At 61.6% G+C, this 19,564-nt stretch carries 16 protein-coding genes, 1 tRNA gene and 1 pseudogene; 8 read left to right on the top strand and 10 right to left on the bottom strand.

What is annotated here, in order from left to right; genetic code table 11:
* The first annotated feature begins 243 nt into the window (after positions 1–243).
* Positions 244–2,148 carry an autotransporter assembly complex protein TamA gene (locus AC4PTT_RS08125; RefSeq protein WP_492162598.1) on the top strand — a complete coding sequence of 635 codons (1,905 nt, stop codon included), beginning with the start codon at positions 244–246 and terminating at the stop codon, positions 2,146–2,148.
* Entirely contained in the window at positions 2,145–6,767 is a 4,623-nt protein-coding gene (locus AC4PTT_RS08120; protein ID WP_492162460.1) for a translocation/assembly module TamB domain-containing protein, read from the top strand. The genes AC4PTT_RS08125 and AC4PTT_RS08120 overlap by 4 nt, the downstream gene beginning before the upstream one ends.
* Before the next feature lie 192 nt (positions 6,768–6,959).
* On the opposite strand, the gene AC4PTT_RS08115 is transcribed toward AC4PTT_RS08120, so the two are convergent.
* The 3 genes from AC4PTT_RS08115 to AC4PTT_RS08105 form a co-directional block, all read right to left on the bottom strand.
* A complete protein-coding gene (locus AC4PTT_RS08115) occupies positions 6,960–7,604 on the bottom strand; it encodes a protein-L-isoaspartate(D-aspartate) O-methyltransferase (RefSeq protein ID WP_492162459.1) in 645 nt (214 codons plus the stop codon).
* A 175-nt stretch (positions 7,605–7,779) separates the two neighbouring features.
* Positions 7,780–7,855, bottom strand: a tRNA-Lys gene (locus AC4PTT_RS08110).
* 104 nt (positions 7,856–7,959) lie between these two features.
* Positions 7,960–8,877 carry a PhzF family phenazine biosynthesis protein gene (locus AC4PTT_RS08105; protein ID WP_206548815.1) on the bottom strand — a complete coding sequence of 306 codons (918 nt, stop codon included), beginning with the start codon at positions 8,875–8,877 and terminating at the stop codon, positions 7,960–7,962.
* A gap of 303 nt (positions 8,878–9,180) precedes the next feature.
* On the opposite strand from AC4PTT_RS08105, the gene AC4PTT_RS08100 reads away from it, so the two are divergent.
* From AC4PTT_RS08100 to AC4PTT_RS08090, 3 genes are read left to right on the top strand one after another with little or no spacing between them, the layout of a single operon-like run.
* The gene (locus AC4PTT_RS08100) at positions 9,181–10,245 is read left to right on the top strand and encodes an efflux RND transporter periplasmic adaptor subunit (RefSeq protein ID WP_206543848.1); all 1,065 of its coding nucleotides are present in this window, start codon (positions 9,181–9,183) and stop codon (positions 10,243–10,245) included.
* 2 nt (positions 10,246–10,247) lie between these two features.
* Positions 10,248–10,970: an ABC transporter ATP-binding protein gene (locus AC4PTT_RS08095; protein WP_297560136.1), complete on the top strand. Its 723-nt coding sequence runs from the start codon at positions 10,248–10,250 to the stop codon at positions 10,968–10,970.
* A complete protein-coding gene (locus tag AC4PTT_RS08090; protein ID WP_492162458.1) occupies positions 10,964–12,172 on the top strand; it encodes an ABC transporter permease in 1,209 nt (402 codons plus the stop codon). The genes AC4PTT_RS08095 and AC4PTT_RS08090 overlap by 7 nt, the downstream gene beginning before the upstream one ends.
* Positions 12,173–12,233: 61 nt before the next feature.
* Here AC4PTT_RS08090 and AC4PTT_RS08085 read toward each other — a convergent pair whose 3' ends face one another.
* Positions 12,234–13,349, bottom strand: coding sequence for an endonuclease/exonuclease/phosphatase family protein (locus AC4PTT_RS08085; protein ID WP_492162457.1), 1,116 nt, complete (start codon positions 13,347–13,349; stop codon positions 12,234–12,236).
* 187 nt (positions 13,350–13,536) lie between these two features.
* Between AC4PTT_RS08085 and AC4PTT_RS08080 the strand changes: the two genes are divergently transcribed.
* Positions 13,537–14,001: a BA14K family protein gene (locus AC4PTT_RS08080; RefSeq protein WP_492162456.1), complete on the top strand. Its 465-nt coding sequence runs from the start codon at positions 13,537–13,539 to the stop codon at positions 13,999–14,001.
* A gap of 103 nt (positions 14,002–14,104) precedes the next feature.
* Here AC4PTT_RS08080 and AC4PTT_RS08075 read toward each other — a convergent pair whose 3' ends face one another.
* Both AC4PTT_RS08075 and AC4PTT_RS08070 read right to left on the bottom strand, forming a co-directional pair.
* Positions 14,105–14,401: a hypothetical protein gene (locus tag AC4PTT_RS08075; RefSeq protein ID WP_492162455.1), complete on the bottom strand. Its 297-nt coding sequence runs from the start codon at positions 14,399–14,401 to the stop codon at positions 14,105–14,107.
* Complete coding sequence (locus tag AC4PTT_RS08070) at positions 14,398–14,604, bottom strand: hypothetical protein (protein WP_492162454.1); 207 nt, start codon at positions 14,602–14,604, stop codon at positions 14,398–14,400. The genes AC4PTT_RS08075 and AC4PTT_RS08070 overlap by 4 nt, the downstream gene beginning before the upstream one ends.
* A gap of 21 nt (positions 14,605–14,625) precedes the next feature.
* Here AC4PTT_RS08070 and AC4PTT_RS08065 point away from each other — a divergent pair.
* A pseudogene (locus AC4PTT_RS08065) lies at positions 14,626–14,694 on the top strand (BA14K family protein); the annotation flags it as partial.
* 299 nt (positions 14,695–14,993) lie between these two features.
* Here the strand turns inward: AC4PTT_RS08065 and AC4PTT_RS08060 are convergent.
* The gene (locus AC4PTT_RS08060) at positions 14,994–15,854 is read right to left on the bottom strand and encodes a helix-turn-helix domain-containing protein (protein WP_492162453.1); all 861 of its coding nucleotides are present in this window, start codon (positions 15,852–15,854) and stop codon (positions 14,994–14,996) included.
* 113 nt (positions 15,855–15,967) lie between these two features.
* Here AC4PTT_RS08060 and AC4PTT_RS08055 point away from each other — a divergent pair, with 113 nt between their 5' ends.
* Positions 15,968–16,909, top strand: a complete 942-nt coding sequence (locus AC4PTT_RS08055; RefSeq protein ID WP_492162452.1) for a phytanoyl-CoA dioxygenase family protein — start codon at positions 15,968–15,970, stop codon at positions 16,907–16,909.
* A gap of 252 nt (positions 16,910–17,161) precedes the next feature.
* Here AC4PTT_RS08055 and AC4PTT_RS08050 read toward each other — a convergent pair whose 3' ends face one another.
* The 3 genes from AC4PTT_RS08050 to AC4PTT_RS08040 form a co-directional block, all read right to left on the bottom strand.
* A complete protein-coding gene (locus AC4PTT_RS08050; protein WP_492162597.1) occupies positions 17,162–17,440 on the bottom strand; it encodes a GIY-YIG nuclease family protein in 279 nt (92 codons plus the stop codon).
* A gap of 56 nt (positions 17,441–17,496) precedes the next feature.
* Complete coding sequence (locus AC4PTT_RS08045) at positions 17,497–19,059, bottom strand: DGQHR domain-containing protein (RefSeq protein WP_492162451.1); 1,563 nt, start codon at positions 19,057–19,059, stop codon at positions 17,497–17,499.
* Between the two features lie 136 nt (positions 19,060–19,195).
* Complete coding sequence (locus AC4PTT_RS08040) at positions 19,196–19,513, bottom strand: pilus assembly protein PilZ (protein WP_492162450.1); 318 nt, start codon at positions 19,511–19,513, stop codon at positions 19,196–19,198.
* Between the last annotated feature and the right edge of the window lie 51 nt (positions 19,514–19,564).

Raw genomic sequence — 19,564 nt, 5'->3', positions numbered from 1 at the left:
GACAGACAACCACCTTCTCATTTCGTAGGTCTCAATTCGGCTTCACTTCAAATAACGCCGGCTTTAAGCCACATTTTTTCAAGACAGCCGACTAGCTGCATTGGCCGTGATCGTTGTTTGTGATTTAACCTCGATATTCTGCACAGTGAGAGCGTGAGACGTTAACGTCACGGCAAGACCGATGGCCGACACTCGGCTCGAGAATGGGAGACGGGTTTGAGTAGGATCGACGTCAAGTCGTCGATGGGTCGGCGTTTGCAGGGGCCTCTTGCGCTCTCGCTCATGCTCGCCTTCACGACCGCTCCCGCCGACGCTTTCGAGCTGTTCGGCATCAAACTCTTTGGCAAGGACAAGGTCGCCGAGGAAAACGAGACCATTGGCGAACCGTGGAATTACACGGTCGACTTCGTCGTTCCCTATGGTTTCGAGGATGTCGAAAAGTCGCTCAAGGGTTCTTCAACTCTATGGACCGACCGCGAGAGACCGGCCTCCGGCGCTGCCGGCCTCATCGTCAGGGCGCGCGGCGATTACCGCCGCATCCTGAACACGCTCTATGGATCAGCGCTCTATGGCGGTTCGATCACGATCACGATCGACGGCAGGGAAGTCTCCGAACTCCCCATCGACGCAAACATTGCCAATCCGGCCAATGTGCGGGTCGAGGTGGACCCCGGCCCTGTCTTCCGCTTCGGACAGGCACAGATCATCAATCAGGCCCCGCCTGCCAAAAGGCGCAGGGACCGCGTCGAAGACCCGGCCAGGGAAGGCTTCCTCACCGGCGAAATTGCCCGTTCGGGAACGATCCTCCAAGCCGGACGCCTGGCGGTCGAAGCCTGGCGCTATCAGGGGCACCCAAAGGCGAAAATCGGCAACCAGCAGGTGACGGCAGAGCACAGGACCAGCACGGTGGATGCGGTTCTGACCATGGAGCCCGGCCGCAGCGCCGTCTATGGAGACGTATCGGTGAGCGGGACCGAGCGCATGGACCCGGAGTTCGTGGCGCGCCAGACAGGCATCGTTCCCGGACGCGAGTACAATCCAAACGATCTGGAACGCGCCAAAAAGCGCCTTGCAAGGCTTGATGTGTTCCGTTCCGCCCGCATCGAGGAAGCAGAAGAGATCAAGCAGGATGGTTCCCTGCCTCTTTCGGTCAGCGTTCAGGAACGTCTGCCGCGCCGCTTTGGCGTGGGCGGCACCTATTCCACGCTCGACGGTCTCGGCGTGGAAGCCTACTGGATGCACCGCAATCTGTTCGGCCGTGCCGAGCGCCTGCGCTTCGAAGGCAAGGTGCTGGGCATCGGCAACACGTTCAAGCCGGAAGACCTGACCTATCGGGTTGGCGCATCGTTCACCAAACCCGGCGTCTACACGCCCGACACGGACTTTCAGGCGTCCGTCTTCGGCGACCGCGAGGTTCTGGAGCGCTACACCCGCACCAGCGTGACCGCGCAGGCCGGTTTCCACCATGAATTCAACGAAGAGCTTTCGGGCAGCCTCTTTGCGAATGTGGACCGGGCGCGCTTCGACGACGATTTCGGCACACGCGATTTCCTGACGGTGGGGCTTTCGGGCACGGTCACCTATGACAGCCGCGACAATCCGGCCGACGCGACGGAAGGCTTCTTCGCTGAAGCCTCGCTCGACCCGTTCTACGAGATGGAATACGGCAATCTGGCGGCACGCATGATGCTGGAAGGCCGGGCCTATTACGATTTCGGCAGCGACGGGCGCTTTGTGGCGGCCGGCCGCGCCAAGCTCGGTTCACTCGTGGGCGCCCCCATCTCCGAAACCCCGCCCGACAAGCTTTTCTTCGCAGGCGGCGGCGGTTCGGTGCGCGGCTATGCCTATCGCAATATCGGTGTCGACACGCCCAATGGCGTGGCTGGCGGACGCTCTCTGATGGAGGCATCGGCCGAACTGCGCGCCCGCGTGACCGACAGTATCGGCCTTGTCGGCTTTGTCGATGCCGGTCTGGTCGGCGCTGAATCGTTCCCGGACTTCAATCAGGATGTCAGGATCGGCGTCGGCGCCGGCCTGCGTTACCTCACACCTCTTGGCCCCGTGCGCCTGGATGTCGCCGTGCCGCTTGACCGGCGCAACGACGATCCGAGCGTCGCCTTCTATGTCGGGATAGGACAAGCATTTTGATCCGCCTCCTCGCCGCCCTCAGCCTCCTTCTCCTCCTGCTGCCGGCCATGGCGCAGGACACGCCGAGCGAAAGCACGCCCGAAGAGGAGCGCTCTTTCCTGACGCGGCTGCTTGAAAACCAGCTCTCCACCCCGAACCGGCAGATCCGCATTTCGGGCATTCGCGGGGCGCTCTCCTCACAGGCGACCATTGGCGAGATCACCATCGCCGACCGCGAAGGCGTCTGGCTTCGCCTTCAGAATGCGTCGATCAACTGGAGCCGCTCGACCCTGATTCTGCGGCAGCGCCTTGAGGTGCAGAGGCTCGCCGCAGAGAGCATCGAGGTGACGCGCCGGCCACTGCCGGATGAAACGGCCCTGCCTTCCCCTGAATCGCGCTCGTTCCAGGTTCCCGAACTGCCGCTGGCGATCAATCTGGAACAGCTGGAAATCCCGAAGGCAACCTTCGGCCACGATGTGTTCGGCCTCGCCGCCGAACTGTCGCTCACCGGTGCGCTCAGAATTGCCAGTGGAACGCTGGACACGAATTTCGACGTCAAGCGCCTCGATGGCCCCGGCGGGCAGTTCGCCCTGAAGGCGGCTTTCTCCAACGAAACGGAAGTTCTCGACCTCGACCTCGTGCTCGACGAGCCCGCAGACGGCGTTGTCGCCAACCTGCTTAACGTGCAGGGACGCCCGCCGCTGAAACTGACCATTGCCGGCAACGGCCCGCTCAGCGATCTGGACATCAAGCTGGCGCTGGAAGCCGATGGCGTGCCCGCCTTTGGCGGCACGGCGCGTCTCCGCGAGCGTGACGAGGGCCTTGGCTTCTCTGCAAGGCTCGCCGGCGCCATCGGTCGGCTGGTTCCGGCCCAGTTCCGCGACTTCTTCGGCGCAGGCACACATATCAATGTGAGCGGCGTGTCCAAGACAGGCGGCGGCGTTCTGCTTGAGAACCTTCAGATCTCCAGCGCCTCCATGCGCATCGAGGCAGCAGCCGAAACCGGCAGCGACCACTTCCTGACCGCTCTTTCGCTGAGCGCCAGCGTGGCCGACCCCAATGGCAAGCGCGTCCTCCTGCCCGTTTCGGGCGGCGAAACCTCGTTGCAGACGGCAAACCTCAATGTGACCTTTGGCGAAGCCGGCTCCGAGCGCTGGCGCGGCAATCTGGCGATTGACGGTCTTCAGACCTCGGAATTCGCTGCCGGCCGCACGGAGCTCACCATGGGCGGGCTTGCCCAGAACCTGAACAATGCAGAAAACCGCCGCATCAGCTTTGACGTCGATGGCGGCCTTTCCGGCATCACCGCAAAGCAGGCCAAGATCGCCAAAGCGCTGGGTGATGCGCTGGATATCGCGGTCAAGGGGGACTGGCGGGCCGGCAATCCGGTCATGCTGGAGAATGCCAGCATTTCGGGCAACGGGCTGGAAACCGCCCTGCGCGGACAGATCGATGAGTTCGCCTTTACCGGCGACATCCTGCTCAGCGCCGACGACATCGCGCCCTTCTCCGGCCTTGCCGATCAGGAACTTGCAGGCGCGGTCGACCTCAAGGCAAGCGGCACGGTGCGCCCGATCAGCGGCGCATTCGATCTCGACCTTGATGGCACGGCGACCGATCTGCGCATCGAAAACGAGATGGCGGGCAATCTTCTGGCCGGCACGACCCGCATTGATGGCGGCGTGGCGCGCGGCGCCGACGGGCTGACGGCGCGCAAGCTGCGCCTGGCCAACGACCAGCTGACGCTGAACGCCGACGGCAATTTCGCCACCGGCAAGGCCAATTTCACCTTCGACGCCGCTCTGGAAGACATGGCGCTCCTCTCGAAGGAGGCGTCGGGACGCCTGACGGCCACCGGCCGCGCCCAGGGCGCGGAAGGACGCATCAACATGACCTTCAAGGCCGACGCCCCGAGCGGCAGCCTCGCGGGCCGCGCACTGACCGAAGCCGCGCTTGGCTTCACCGGGCAGCTGGAGAAGCAGGTGCTCACCGGTCAGGTGGACGGCACGGCCTTCCTCGCCGGCGAACGCGTTGAACTGGCGAGCCACATCGTCCTTGACGACACGCAGCGCCAGCTGACGGAACTGAGCTTCCGCGCCGGCGGCGCAAGCGCAACGGGCAATGTCATTCAGGATGTTCAGAAGAACCTGATCGACGGCCGGCTGAACATTGACGCCGCTGACATCTCCACCGCCGCAGCACTGCTGCTGCGCGAGGCGAGCGGCAGCGTGAACGCCGAAATTTCGCTCTCACCGGTGAATGACAGCCAGACGGCCGACATCAATGCGACGGTCCGCAATCTGGAGATCGATCAGACGCACGTCTCGAACGCGGAGATCGCCGCCACGATCGAAGATCTGTTCGGCGTGCCCGCAGCGGTGGGCGAGATCTCTGCCGACGACATCACCGCCGGTGGCATCGGCATCACGCGGCTGGACGCCAGTGCACGGCAGGAAGGCGACGCCACCCAGTTTGAAGGCTCCGCCCTTCTCGATCAGGGCACGAAGCTCGCCACAAAGGGAGCGCTAGCGCCCGAGGGCGAAGGTTTTCGGGTGAGCCTCGACCGTCTCACACTCGATCAGGGAGCTATTAGCGCGCGTCTCGTCAACGCCACCTCCCTGCTGGTTCAGGGCTCAAGCTACACGCTCGACCCGCTGGAAATAGACGTTGCGGGCGGCCGCATCAGGGCCAGCGGCAAGGTTGCCAATAGCCTCGACCTGGCTGTCGATCTCGCCAATGTGCCGCTCTCCATCGCGAACACGATCCAGCCGGATCTCGGTCTCGGCGGTACGCTGAACGGCAAAGCCGACATCAAGGGCACACGCGCGAAGCCGATGGTCACATTCGATGTTGCTGGCCGCAGCATCACCTCCTCCATGCTTCAGCAGGCCGGCCTGAGCATGCTGACCGTGGACGCCTCCGGCACGACGGACGGCAACCGCCTCAATGTGAACACCAGCATCACCAGTCCCGAAGGTCTCAACGCTTCCGCCAGGGGCGTCGTGCCCTTTGATGACAGCCAGCTTGCCATGGATGTGGCGTTGAACGCCTTCCCGCTGGCCGCGCTCAACCGCGTTGTGAAGGGACAGAACCTGGCCGGCCAGGTGACGGGCAATGCCCGCGTGACCGGCAGGCTCAATGCGCCTGCAGCGCGCTTCGATGTCCGCGCCTCCGGCCTGAATGCAGCGCCGCTGGCAAGCGCCGGCCTCGGCCCGCTGCAGCTTGCCGCCAATGGCAGCTTCGCCCGCAATACGGTGCAGCTTGCAAGCCTCACCGCCAATGATCCCAATGGCCTCGCCATTCAGGCCAGCGGCAGCGTGCCCCTTTCGGGCTCGGGCCTCGGCATCAATGTGTCGGGCACCGCACCGCTGTCCATCGCCAACCGCATGCTTGCGACGCGCGGGACGCAGCTTTCCGGCACGGCGACGGCAGATGTGCGGGTTTCGGGCGCTCTCTCCAATCCAGTGATCAACGGCACGATCTCCACCGCCAATGCCGCAGCCGTCGATCCGCTCACCAATCTGCGCGTCAATGATGTGCGGCTTGCCGCCACGCTGACAGGCGACCGCGTGTCGATCACCGAAGGCTCGGCAGCACTTGCCGCCGGCGGCCGGGTTTCCATCTCGGGATCGGTCTCGACCAATGCCCAGGCCGGCTTCCCCGCCGATTTGCGGATCAGCCTCGACAATGCCCGCCACACGGATGGCGAGATGGTGACCGCCACGGTGGATGGCGCACTGTCGCTGACAGGCGCCCTCACCCGTGATCCGCTTCTGGCCGGCGAGGTCAATATCGAGCGCGCCGAAATCATCGTCCCGGAAAATCTGGGCGGCGGCGCTGCGGCCATCAATGTGCGCCATGTCGATCCGCCCCGCGCGGTGGCACTCACGCTTGAACGCGCCCGCGCCGACGACGGCACGCCGATGCCGACCGCGCGACCGAGCGTGATGCGGCTGAACGTCAATGTCACGGCCCCTGCCCGCATCTTCGTGCGCGGCCGCGGCCTCGACGCCGAGCTTGGCGGTTCGGTCCGCCTCACCGGCCCGGTCACCAACATCCAGCCGGTCGGCGGCTTCAAGCTCATTCGCGGCCGTCTCTCCATCATCGGCCAGCGCATCACCTTCGATGAAGGCGAAGTCACGCTGGTTGGCGATCTCGACCCGCAGCTCAACTTCGTCGCCCGCTCGCGCGGCAATGACATCATCGTCTTCATCAATGTTCGTGGCCGTGTTTCCGATCTCAACATCTCGTTCTCCTCACAGCCGGAGCTGCCGGAAGACGAAGTGCTCGCCCGATTGATCTTCAATCGCGGCGTGAACGAGCTTTCGGCTGTGCAGATCGCACAGCTGGCCGCAGCGGCGGCGGAGCTTGCCGGCGGCGCCAACACGTCGCTTCTCGGCTCGCTGCGCAACGCCACCGGGCTTGATGATCTGGATGTGATCACCGACAGTGAAGGCAACGCGGCGGTGCGCGCCGGGCGCTACATCCAGGACAACATCTATCTGGGCGTGGAGGCCGGTGCGAAGGGCACGACGCGCGGTACGGTCAATCTGGACATCACCGAAGACCTGAAAGCGCGCGGTTCGCTCGGCTCCGATGGCGATTCAAGCGTCGGCATCTTCTTCGAGAAGGACTACTAGGGTCAGGACGCCAAGTCGTCGACAGAGCAAAAAGAAAGCCGGCCAGAAAACTGGCCGGCAATCGGCGCGCATGGTTCGGGTCGGGGGGATGGTGGGGTCGCGCGCCTGGAGCAAGAACACACACGCCCCGCAAAGGTTCCACACCGTTTCAATTTTATCGAACGCGCACGAACACCCGCGCGTGAGACCGCCTCAGCGCTGCCAGCCCTGTGCGCCGATGAGCGGCACGAAGGACACCGGCGCGAGATCCTCGGTGCGGAAGTTCTCCTCCCCGTCCCGCGTAACGCATGTCAGCTTCTGGGGACCGGAGGCGGAGCCGACGGGCATGATCAGCCGCCCGCCCCTGGCAAGCTGCGCGCGCAGCGCCTCCGGCACACGTGGCCCGGCCGCAGCGATGATGATCGCATCAAACGGCGCTTTCTCGGGAAGCCCGAGCGTTCCATCGCCCACGGAAAGCGTGACATTGTCGAGATAACCGCCCGTCTCCAGCCGCTCGTGGGCGGCTGTGGCAAGCGTGTCATGTCGCTCGACCGAAAAGACGTGGCCGGCGAGCAGAGAGAGGATTGCGGTGGAGTAGCCAGACCCCGTGCCCACTTCGAGAACCCGGCTTTCAGGCCCGAGCTCCGCCGCTTCCGTCATCAGGGCAACGATATAGGGTTGGGAAATGGTCTGCCCGTCGCCAATGGGCAGGGCCCCGTCTTCATAGGCGAGTTCAGCGAGATGATCGGGAACGAAGCGTTCGCGCGGCACCTGCGCCATGGCGTCCAGAACCGCTTCGGAGGCAATACCGCGCCGCCTGAGCACCGCCAGCATCTCTGCGCGGCGCACTGTCTGCATGTCTGTGTCGTCGTCTCTGCTCACGCCTGCCCGGCTCGATCAAGGATTGGTTCCACAATCCCTATAATGTCGCCAAAGGGGCTGCAACGTCCATAGTTGGATGTGATCGGAGCTTGGCCACAAACATGCGGCGAAGGCCTAAAAAGAAGTGCTTTTTTCAACTTTGAAGGAAGATTGGTGGGTGATACAGGGCTCGAACCTGTGACCCGCTGATTAAGAGTCAGCTGCTCTACCAACTGAGCTAATCACCCGACCGATCCGTGCGGCGAAGAAGTTGCCGTCAACCGAATGACCGGCTCCTTAAAGGGTTTTTCTCAAGCTGGCAAGACACTCTGACACGGGTTTGTCACTTTTCTCAAATGAACAGCCTTCCCTCCGCCACGCGAACCGCCTGGCCACCGATCCGGGCAGCCTCGATACGGCCCGCAAACGCTTCAATTTCAAGGCGTATGCTCGATGGACGGCCCATTTCCAGCCCCTGCTCGATCAGAAAGCCGTGCGCGCCGTCCACAAGCGCGTCATGGCGCATTATTGCGCCGGCAAAGGCTGCTGCGGCCGATCCCGTGGCCGGGTCTTCACTGATTCCCAGATCATTGCCGAACATGCGGGCATGAAAGGCGTGATCGTGATTCACCGTCTCGCGGCAATAGACATAGGGATTGGCCACGCGCCCGTTCAGCTCCGGCACCATAGAGGACCAGAGCGCCGGATCGAACCTGGCGCGCGCGGCCACATCGAGATTGGCGACCGGCACGCAGACATAGGGAACGCCAGCGCTCCACACGCCAACAACGTGGTTCTCAAAACCGATCTCGTGATGGCCAAGCCCAAGTGCGGCCGCCACCGCCTCCGGCTCAAAAGAACCTGCCACGGGTTCGGGAAGCTTCGGCAGGTCGAATTCGGCATAAGCGGCCTGCGCGCCGAGCGACACCGCACAGCGCACCGGCCCGACCGTCTCTTCCAGCATCAGGATCGAAGTCTGCGCGCTCTCCTGCCCTTCGCCCGCCCGTTCCGCCAGGGCAATGGCCGTGCCCACCGTGGGATGGCCGGCAAAGGGCAGTTCACACCCCGGCGTGAATATGCGCAGTCTGGCGGCGTGGTTCTTTTCGTCAGGCGGAAAGACGAACACGGTCTCGGACAGATTGAACTCGCCGGCGATCCGCTGCATGGCCGCATCGTCCAGTCCTTCGCTGTCAAGAACGATGGCCAGTGGGTTTCCCGTGAGGGCCTCGGCGGAAAAAACGTCATAAATATAATAGTTTCGCCCGTTCATCCTGCCTCCAGATAAAAATGCACTGCCCGGAGCGAAAGAGTGCTCTCGTCCAGTTTCCTGCCATCTTTTGTCCACTTTCCTGTTACCACGTTAACGTCATAGGCGCGCGCTCAATGCTGCGATGGGTCCATGAAAAAGACAGGCAGCGATCCACAGGGGATCGCATCGACGCATGTTCGAGGCACTAGCCAAAAAGCCAAGCCTTCCCAGAGAAAAAAACGCCGATGGCCGCTAGCGCTGCCAGTCGCCGGGCTTGTTGCGACCGGCGCATGGTTTTTCGCCGGCGCGCAATCCGGACAGACCATGGCAGGCTATATGAGCCAGCCGGTGGAACGCGGCGATCTGGTGGCGCGCGTGGCAACGACCGCCGTCTTGCGGCCGCGCACGCAGATCCAGATCTCCAGTGAGCTGAAAGGAACGGTGCAGTCCGTCCCCGTGATGCAGAACCAGCGCGTGAAACGCGGCGATATCCTCATCCAGCTTGATTCCACCATATTCGAGTATGAGCTGGAGCGCTCGGCCGCACTGGTCGAAGCCGCGGAGGCGGGCCTTTCCGATGCGCTGATCGCCCTTGAAGAAACCGACCAGAAGCTCACCCGCGCAAAGGCGCTGCGCCATCGCAATGCGCTCAGCGAGCAGAAGCTGGAAGACGTGCAGGCCGAGCGAAACCGCGCCGCCAACCGCGTCGAGACAGCCAAGGCCGATCTTGCGGTCAAGCAGGTGGATCTGAAACTCCGGCGCTTCGACCTGAGCCGCAGCAGAATCCGCTCGCCCATTGATGGCATCGTGCTGGCGAGAAAGGCCGAACCCGGCCGCACCGTCTATGCATCTTCGGAAGACAGCGTTCTGTTCATCCTCGCCGAGGATCTGGAAAGGATGGAACTCATCGCCAAGGTGAACGAAGCCGATATCGGATCGATTGCCGAGGGACAGGAAGCAACCTTCCTGGTGGACGCCTATCCCGACCGCACCTTCAGGGCGACGATCCGCGACGTGTCGTTCGCACACCGGCGCGAAAACAATCTCGTGACCTATGAAGCCAATCTGGATGTGCGCAATGACGATCTGAAGCTCAGGCCGGGGATGACCGCATCCGTTTCGATCACCACCGACGAAACGACAAATGCGCTTCTGATCCCCACTAGCGCGCTGCGCTATCGGCCGCAGACAGTTGAGCCCGAAAGCGCCGAGGAAACGAACGCCGAAGACGCACCGGGCAAGGCGCTCGTTCATGTGCTCGGAGAGGATGGAGAGCCGCAGCCCGTGCGCGTGGAGCTCGGGGTGCGCAACTGGGAGAAAGCGGAGGTTCTTTCCGGCCTGACTGAGGGGCAGCGCGTCATCACCGGCGATGCGCTGCACACGCAATAGCGATGGACGCCGAAAACGCTCGCACGCCGCTCATCGCCTTCGAGGCCGTCTGGCGCAGCTATGGGGCAGGCGACACGCAGGTTCATGCGCTGGCCGGCGCGAGCTTTGACATTGCCCGTGGCTCCTTCGTGGCGGTGACCGGTCCCTCAGGCTCGGGAAAATCGACCGCGATGAACATTCTGGGCGCGCTCGACGTGCCGACGGGTGGCGCGTACCACTTCATGGGCGAAGATGCCGGCACGTTCGACAAGCCCCGCCGCGCCGACCTGCGCAACCGGCATATCGGCTTCGTCTTCCAGGGCTACAATCTCCTGCCCCGCACCACTGCGCTGGAAAACATCGAGCTCCCCCTTATCTATCGGGGCCTGCCAGGGCGCACCCGGCAGGAACTCGCGGAAGAAGCGCTCCTGCAAGTGGGGCTTGAAGGCCGTGGCCACCACAAACCAAACGAGCTTTCCGGCGGACAACAGCAGCGCGTGGCGATTGCGCGCGCACTGGTTTCTGAACCCACACTCCTTCTGGCGGACGAGCCGACCGGCAATCTCGACACCGAACGCAGCCATGAGATCATGGAGCTTCTGACCGCGCTCAACCGCGAACACGGGCTCACAATCGTGATGGTGACGCATGAGCCGGACATCGCGGCATTCGCCGGTCGGCAGATCGGGTTTCGCGACGGGCGCATCGCCTTCGACAGCGCCACGGGGGATGCGGCGTCATGCTGATGCAGTCGTTTCTGCTTGCGCTGCGCTCCATCGCTCGCAACAAGCTGCGCTCGCTGCTCACGCTTCTTGGCGTGATCATCGGCGTTACCGCAGTGATCGCGCTTCTCACCATCGGCGGAGGCGCACGCGAACACATAAATGCGGGAATGGCGAATATGGGCAGCCGCCTCATCTTCGTGTTCGCAGGCGAACGGCCAGATCCCTCGGCTCCGGTGATAAACGAGGCCAAACCACTCACCAATGCGCATTTCAACGGCCTTGAAAAGGCCATTGGCAGTCAGGCCATTGTCGCGGCCGTCGCCACGACCAGTATGCGCGCCTCTTTTGGTGCGCGAAGCGTTTCTGCGCAGGTCACGGGCGCCAGCGAAAACCACTTCCTGCAACGCGAATGGAAGCTTGGACGTGGTCGCCTCTTTTCACCAGTGGAAGCCGAGAGCAGCGCCAGCGTCTGCGTTATCGGCAGCCAGGTTTCAAAAGCGCTGTTCGGCCAGGAGAGTGCGCTAAGCGCGCGCATCAGGATCGGCCCGGCGCATTGCAGGGTGGTCGGCGAGTTGAGCGCGAGAGGCTCTTCCTTTTCCGGCCAGCAGGACATGCAGGTCTATGTCCCGCTCGGCCTGTTCCAGACCCGGCTGAGCGGCAAGTCGCAAATCGATGAAATATTGATCAATGCGCCAAACCAGGCCGCAATCGAACCGCTGAAAGCCCAGATCACGCAGGAAATGCGCAATCTGCGCCGGATAGGCCCCGGCCGCAATGACGATTTTCAGGTCGAAGACATGGCGGAATACATCCAGCAGACGAATGAATTCATCGGCGGCATCACGGCCTTTCTGAGCGCTATCGCCGCCATCAGCCTTCTGGTGGGCGGCATCGGCATCATGAACATCATGCTGGTCTCGGTCACCGAGCGCACACGGGAGATTGGCATCCGCATGGCGATAGGCGCGCGTCAGCGGGACATTCTGGTGCAGTTTCTGACCGAGGCTTGCGTGCTGTCGCTGCTGGGCGGGCTGACCGGCATAGCGCTTGGGCTCGCCATCGCATGGGGCGTGACCACACTCATGGGGGTGCACTTCGCGCCCGGCCCTGCCGACATTGCCGCCATCACGGCCATCTCCATCGCCATCGGCATCGTTTTCGGCTTTTTCCCGGCGCTGCGCGGCGCGCGGCTCGACCCGATCGAGGCCCTGCGGCACGAATAGAGCAATTTTGGGAAAAGTGGACACCGGATTTCCGTCCGGAATTGCGCAAAAACGCTCTCGATCAGGCGATGTCGAGCTGAACCACGACCGGGCAATGATCGGATGCCTTGGGGCGGTCCCAGCCGACGCGCGGGAAACGCGGCACATCCTGCTCGGGCGGAAAGATGGTGCGCCAGGGCTGGCCGGCGCGGATGATCTCCGGCACGGCCCGCCTGTTGTGGCGGGCGAGCGCCCGCGACGCCAGAAGATAGTCGAGCTGGCACAGATGCCGCTCTTCCGGCCCGCGCGTGTGATAGAGCGTCCAGCGGTCCATTTCCGGGCGACGCTCCACGAGGTTTTCGCAGAAATCGCCCGCCGTCAGCGCATTGACGCTCGATTGTTCTTCCGTCGCCGGCTCGAACCGATAGCCCAGATGCGCCTCACCGGTGATGATGACGCGCTCGCGATAATCGTTGAGATCGCCGCAAATGACCCAGCGCTTTTCCGCCGCCCGTTCAGCACCGCCAAAACGCTGCTCAATGATGTGGCGCACCGCCGCCGCTTCAGCCATGCGCACCGGCATGGAAGCCGTGCGCCCGTCCATGCCATTGCGCGGCGGGCTCATCGCCTTGAAATGCACCACATAAAGCGTGAGCGGCCGGCCACCGACCTTGATGTCCAGCTCCAGACAATCGCGCCTGAAAATGCGCTCATGCGGCTCGATGCCAAGTTCGGCCAGTTCCTCATTGTGCAGATCGAGATCGGCGAAGGTCAGATGCGCATGGCTGGTCATGCGCACGAACTCGATGGGCTGGCCATGCGCGGTCTCCGGCCGCATCATCACCGCCACATCGATGCCGCGGGAATCATTGCCGGAAGCGGAATATTTCTCCCGGTAGCCATTGCCGATCATCTTGAACAGATAGCCATATTCGAACGCCTTGAGCGCTGCGAGATTGTCGACCTCCTGAAGGCACAGAATGTCCGCGCGCGTTGCGGCAATGGCCAGCGCCGTCAGCTGGCGCGCATCATCCGTCAGCGCAATGGCGCGGGCCTGTTCAAGCGCACGGTAATGCGCCTCGTCCTCGATCTCATAGAGCGCGAGGGCGCGATCCCTGCGCAGATCATTGCGGAAACCGGAGAAATCGAACCGGTTCATCAGGTTTTCGACGTTGAATGTGGCAAGGCGGAGGGACATGCAAGCACGTTTAACCGGCATGGCGATGAATACAAGCCCGCGTTTTGACGCCCCCCTCTCGCAACCGTCTCATTCATCACGCGTTCATGGTGGATATGATTGGTTATGATACCATCAGCACATGCAACAATTCTTGAAAAATGGGGTTGAAGGGCATCTTGGGGGCGCCTGAAAACAGGAGACCATCATGAAACGCAATCTCGTCAACATCGCCTGTTCAGGGCTGCTTGCGTTAGGCTTCGCCGTCATCGGCGCACCGGCCAACGCCAATGCACTGGGCATTGCCGGCAGCGCGACGACAAACGCGGTCGAGCGCTCTGCAACGCAGGCGCCCATCGTGCAGGTTGACCGCCGCGACCGCCGGAACTGGCGCAGGCACAATGACCGTCGCAAATGGCGGCACCGCCACAACCGCCGCGACTGGCACAGGCGGGGCCCAAGCGCCGGCTTCTATTTCGAGTTTGGCCGCCCTGCCCCGTATTACTACCGTCCGCGCTATGCGCGCCCGCCGCAGTATCGCCGGCCGGTAAGGCTTTCGCGCGCACATGTGAACTGGTGCTATGACCGCTACCGCTCCTATCGCGCGTCGGACAACACGTTCCAGCCCTATCACGGCCCGCGCAAGCGCTGCATCTCGCCCTATTACCGCTAGGGCACCGGTCTGACGGAACACGAAATGGCGCGGCGAAAGCTGCGCCATTTTTCGTTCACCCGGGCAATCTGAATTTTCAAAAAGTCTGAATACAATCAGACTTTTAAATCGAAACGGCACGCATAGGCTTCAGGACGTCACCCTGGAGTTGCGCCTCATGTTTCATCTGAGACTTATCCTGATTGCCCTGTTTTGCCTGCTCGGTGTTGAAACGACTTCTGCCGGCAGCCTCGTCGGCTGGGCGGATGGCTGGGCCGATGACTGGAACGAGCGCCGCGCCATGCGCCGGCTGTTTCCGGGCCGCATGCAGCTCACGCTTGGCGAAGCACACCGCCGGCACTGGCGCGAGCGCTGCACCCACGAACGCCGCTGGCGCGACCGCGCCGTGCCTTTTGGTCACGCTGGCACGATCCCCATGGCCGCTTCGCCGGCGAATTCTATGGCTTCAACGATGTCTACGGCCCCGGCCGGCCGATCCTGCGCCCGCGCCATGGCGCGCGCAGCTTTCACTGGCGCTATGAAGGGCGGCCAAAGCAGCGCCGCACCGCAAGGCGGGCCTATCCCGGCCACGATGCCCGCGCGGCGCATCTTGCCTGGTGTCACGACCGCTATCGCTCCTACCGCGCGCACGACAACACGTTCCAGCCTTATAAAGGGGGGCGCAGAGCGTGTGTTTCGCCTTATGGGCGTTAGGGCGCGATTGGCCCGGTCGGGTGCCACGACGTGGGATCTATGGGGATTTCAGGTGCACTCGATCCTGTTGCAGCAGCGTTGTGCGTGGTTCGACAAGCTCACCATGAGGACTGGGTTAATCACTGCAGTCACGGAGCCAGACGCACTGCAAAGCGCCCCCTCCCTCATGGTGAGCTTGTCGAAGGGCGAACCACGCACAACGTCAATGCAACGCGCCATCATGCACAGTGCAACACTAATGGCGTATCAGACCTTTCACGGTGCTCAACTTCCCCGAAACCCAACAGCCCCCCCAACCATCAACCGCGAAAGAGTGCGCGATAGGCGCGTGGCGTCATGCCGCGCAGCGCCTTGAACTGGCGGTTGAAATTGGCCAAAGCGCGATAGCCGACGGCCTCGGCCACATGGCCGATGGGCTGATCACCGGATGAAAGCCGGGCGCACGCCTCGCCGATGCGCAGCCGCATCACATAGTCTGAAATGCTGGTGCGCATGTGGCGGCGAAAGAGCCGGTGCAGGCCGGACGGGCTGAGAGCCGCGATCCCGGCCAGTTCCTCATTGGCAATGCCGGCGGCGTAATGCCTGTGAATGTGGAGCAGCACGCGGTCGATGCGCTCGCGGTCGGCGCTGTCGAGATCACGGGCGGCAACCGTGCCCGCCAGCGGCGCAGCACCGTCATCGCCGGCCAGAACCAGAAGCACCCGCACCAGCGCCAGAAAGCGCTCGGCCAGCTCCGCCTCGAACAGCGCCTCGATCATCGGCCGGGCGCGCGCAGCCGCCTGCGGCGAAAAGGCGAGCCCCGCCTCCGCCCGCGCCAAAAGCCCGGCGATGGGCCGCAACTCGGCAAACCCCTCGCCCAGCGCCTGCGCCCATTCATGGCGAAACCACATGACCAGCGCCACATGCGGGCGCGCGGGGTCCGGTCTGGCGCGCGAGGCCCAGGTGTGCGGCAGGTTCGCGCCCACCAGAACCAGATCGCCATCGCCATATTCACCCACATGATCGCCGACAAAACGCTGCCCCTGAGAATTAAGCGTCAGCGTCAGCTCATATTCGGGATGGTGGTGCCACTCGAAGGGAATGCCCTCCTCCAGCCGCCGGTTCAGAAGGCTCCACGACGCGCCGGGAATGGCGGGCAGTTTTTCCAGAAACGGTCTCATAGAGCGCACTCACAGGCCATGACGCCAGAATAGTATCAATATCAGCCATGTGAGTACAACACCGCCCGCGCAAGCGCGCTAGGCTTGCAAGGCAGGATATCTGGGAGGAAGCCATGCAGGAAACAGCCATCAAGCGCGATGCGCATCCCTCGTCGACCAAGGTCGGCTCACAGCTCAAGGACATCGAGAAGACCCTGCCGCTGCGCGTTCTCTCCAGGGACGACTGGCAGCACTGGATCACCAAGGGCTATGTGATCGTAAGGCAGGCCGTGCCGCGCGAGAATGTCGAGCGGCTGGCGGAGCTCCTGTGGGCGTTCGACGAGAAAGACCCGAACGATCCCTCCACCTGGTATGCCCCGCAGCGCCGCGCGCACAAGATGAAGGAGCTCAACAACACCGGCATGCTGGAGATCTACAATCACCAGTATCTGTGGGACAACCGCATGGAGCCGCGCATCTATGACGCCTTCGTGGACATATGGGACCGCGAAGATCTGTGGGTGACCATCGACCGCGCCAATCTGAACGTGCCGAAGAAGATCCCCGGCAATCCTGACGGCTTCATCCACTGGGACGCCGACACCTCGCTCCGCCCGCTGCCCATCGGCGTTCAGGGCGTGCTGAGCCTGAAGAAGCAGGACGGCGATGTGGGCGGGTTCCAGTGCATTCCCGAACTGTTCGAGCATTTTGACGAATGGGTGAAGACCCAGCCCGCCGACCGCGACCCGATGCACCCGGACATAACGGGCCTTTCGATCACCAATATCGACATGGAAGCGGGCGACCTCCTGATCTTCAACTCGCTTCTGGCGCATGGCGTGCGGCCCAACCATTCGAAGGACCGGGTGCGGATGGCGCAATATGTGTCGATGCATCCGGCCGAGTTCGAGAACGAGGCGGAACGGCGCGAGCGCATCCGCCTGTGGCGCGAACGCGACCACCCCAAACGCGACGCCTTCCCCGGCGACCCGCGCGAATGGGAGAAGAAGAACGCTAAGACGGCGAAGCTTACGGAGCTGGGGGAGAAGCTCCTGGGCTTGAAGGGGTGGGATTGAGGGGCGTTGGTGGCGCGGCAAGCACCGGTGATTATAGGCAATCCTGACAGGACCAGATGGCGGTCAGCCGCCACTTCTTACGAAAGTGAAACCCGAACGACTTCAACCTGAATTGCTTTGTTGGGTTTCATTCTGACACAGTAGAAAACTTCCATTCATGGAGCCTCAATCGGAAGTACGCCTTTTGATTAGAAACCAACGGGCCGAACTCTCCGGCCCGACAAAGACGAACCCGGTTAAGAGTAACGGAACTCAGCCTGCGGTTGGCGAATAAACCTTATTCAAAATAGGCCACACCCCATGAGCGCTGGCATGGCTGTTGAGCCAGGTGCGCTCCACTTTCTCCAATTCCACACACTCTAGCCAAGAAAACCAGATAGCACGCCCCTCAGCTGTGGTGGCGACTTTCTCCGGTGAATCTAGGTGTTGACCAAACCTCCGCCGAAGATTTTTGGTCAACCCAACGTAGAGGATATCTTCCTGAAACGTGGCGAGTACATAGCACCCAGACTTCTCGCTTACGAAGCGCATTTGAGCGCGCTGAAATGGCTCCTTTGCCACTGGACAGGGTGAAAGATCACCTATCTTCATACCTGGATCGTTTCCGTCATTGATGCACTGTTGAGCGCCCGCGTCATCTCGTGAGCCACAAGGCGCAGCGCACCCGAATTGAGCCGCCCCGCTTGACCACCGGTACGCCACCATTCGGGATGCCCCACTCCAGCATACTCTCCTTCCAAATTGTCAAAGCAGGCTTGCAATGCGCACTGCATGGCCTCCACTCGATAATCTCCAGCAGCCTGGAGTTTCAGAAAGAAGGGGATTGAAAACTGGCAAAACAGTTCGACACCGCCGTATTTATAGAGTGTGTCAGACTCGCGATCCTCATCCAGAATCGAGGCTATCGACTTCCAGTAATTGAGGAATATTCGCTTCTCGCGATCGAAATCCCTGATTGCTGTGATTGGATTATTAGCCGTCAACACATATTTGACGATCGATTTGGCAAAGCTGCTCTGATTAATGCGACCTGTTCCCGTATCGTCATTTGCCTTCCGAATTCGGTTATACCAGGGCGATTCTGGTTGGTCGTTTAGGTAGTCAACGTAGCGGACAGCTTTATCAATCTCGCCCTTTTCCACAGTGTTGAGTATCCACTTCGGGAGGCTTGGCATGTCCTCAATGTCGAGAGCATCGGTCAATCGAGCGATAATCCGCTGCTCCACTGACTTGTCGACGCTCTTTTGCGTCGTATTGACGATGAGGAAGTGGCACATCTGATGGAGGGTAGGCAGGTCAATTGCGATGTTCACGGGCACCTCGAAATCGAGGACCCGCGGATCTTTCTCGGCTGCGACCTTCAGTCCTTCCAGTCGATGCTGCCCGTCTACAACATTGAATGGACCGACTTCGAGTGTGTCAATCGAGATTGTGTTCGTGGATGGGTCGAACGGAACTGACTTGTCCGTAGCCAGAAAGACGGAAGTGGGAAGGAATGCATCGCGCGCATCCTGCCCCTTCATCACATAACCGGCGAGTTTCTTTGCGCGCCCTTTGTTGAGCAGCCGTTGATAGCCCTTATCATCATCATTTGCAGGATCAAGCGTCTCCACTGTATAGAAGCCAGGCTGGATCAGATCGCTCACCTTAAGCGCGGTCGTGTATAGTGTTAGGTCTCCTTGCCGAACACGAGCCGCCGGAATATTCAGTACAGCCATGTCTTTAAAGTTCCCTCTCATTTGGGTCGGTGCCACTGAACTGGGACAGGGCCGCCGCCGAGCAGGCTCATCAGAAACTTCCGGTAATATCAACCGCAGTGAAGCTTCGATGAAAGGCATGCTTTCATCGAGCGACTCTAGATTATCAATATAGAGCTCCTTGTCGTGTTGCCATCCATTATTGGCAGCGTGACCTATGTGACGCAGGAGCTGCTTGGGATCCGGAGTATCTACATCAAATACCCGAACAATTATACGCTTCTTCTGTACCTTTACCTCTGCAAATATCCGGTCGACAAGATAGACTATCCGCTGGGCTTTAGTCGCTCTTTCCGCTACCCGCTCATCAAGCTGGATAACCCTTGATCTTAGCTCTGACAATACACCTTGTATTCTCGGCTCTGCATACCCTATATGTTGATCAACTAGCATAACACCAAACCTCCGAATTATTTATTATATCAATTATATAAACAAAATATTTATAATCATAATTAGCCAAATAAATAAAAATCCGATTAGAGAGTAAAGTATATTACATTTGTAATATTTATTATTCACTTCCTCCTCATTCAAACGCCACGCCGATCTCCGTCAGGCTGCGCCAGCGGATGACCGCGGGGCGGATGCGGTCGCCGCCTTCTATCTCGATGTAGAAGGCATCCGGCACGGCGCAGATGTCGCCGAAGCGGATGCGCGCGCCGTGCGTGGTCTGGTCGAGAACAACGCCCAGAAGCATGCAGCCGCCATGGTTCCAGAAGAGCCTCGCGTGACGCGTCGCATCCTCGCGGCCGGCCGCGCGGCGGTCTGAGGGAAACGGGCTGCCTGCGTGCGCCGGTTTTCCGCCCGCCCGTCTTTCGTCCACCGGACTTTTCATGTCCGACATCATCTTCGCCTCCTGGCCTTGCCCACGCCCGCAGGCGCACGCCTCCATGCC

The organism is Nitratireductor sp. WH36-1 (assembly GCF_058725515.1).
Note: the sequence above shows the minus strand (reverse complement) of the source record. Positions and strands in the feature narration are given on the sequence as shown.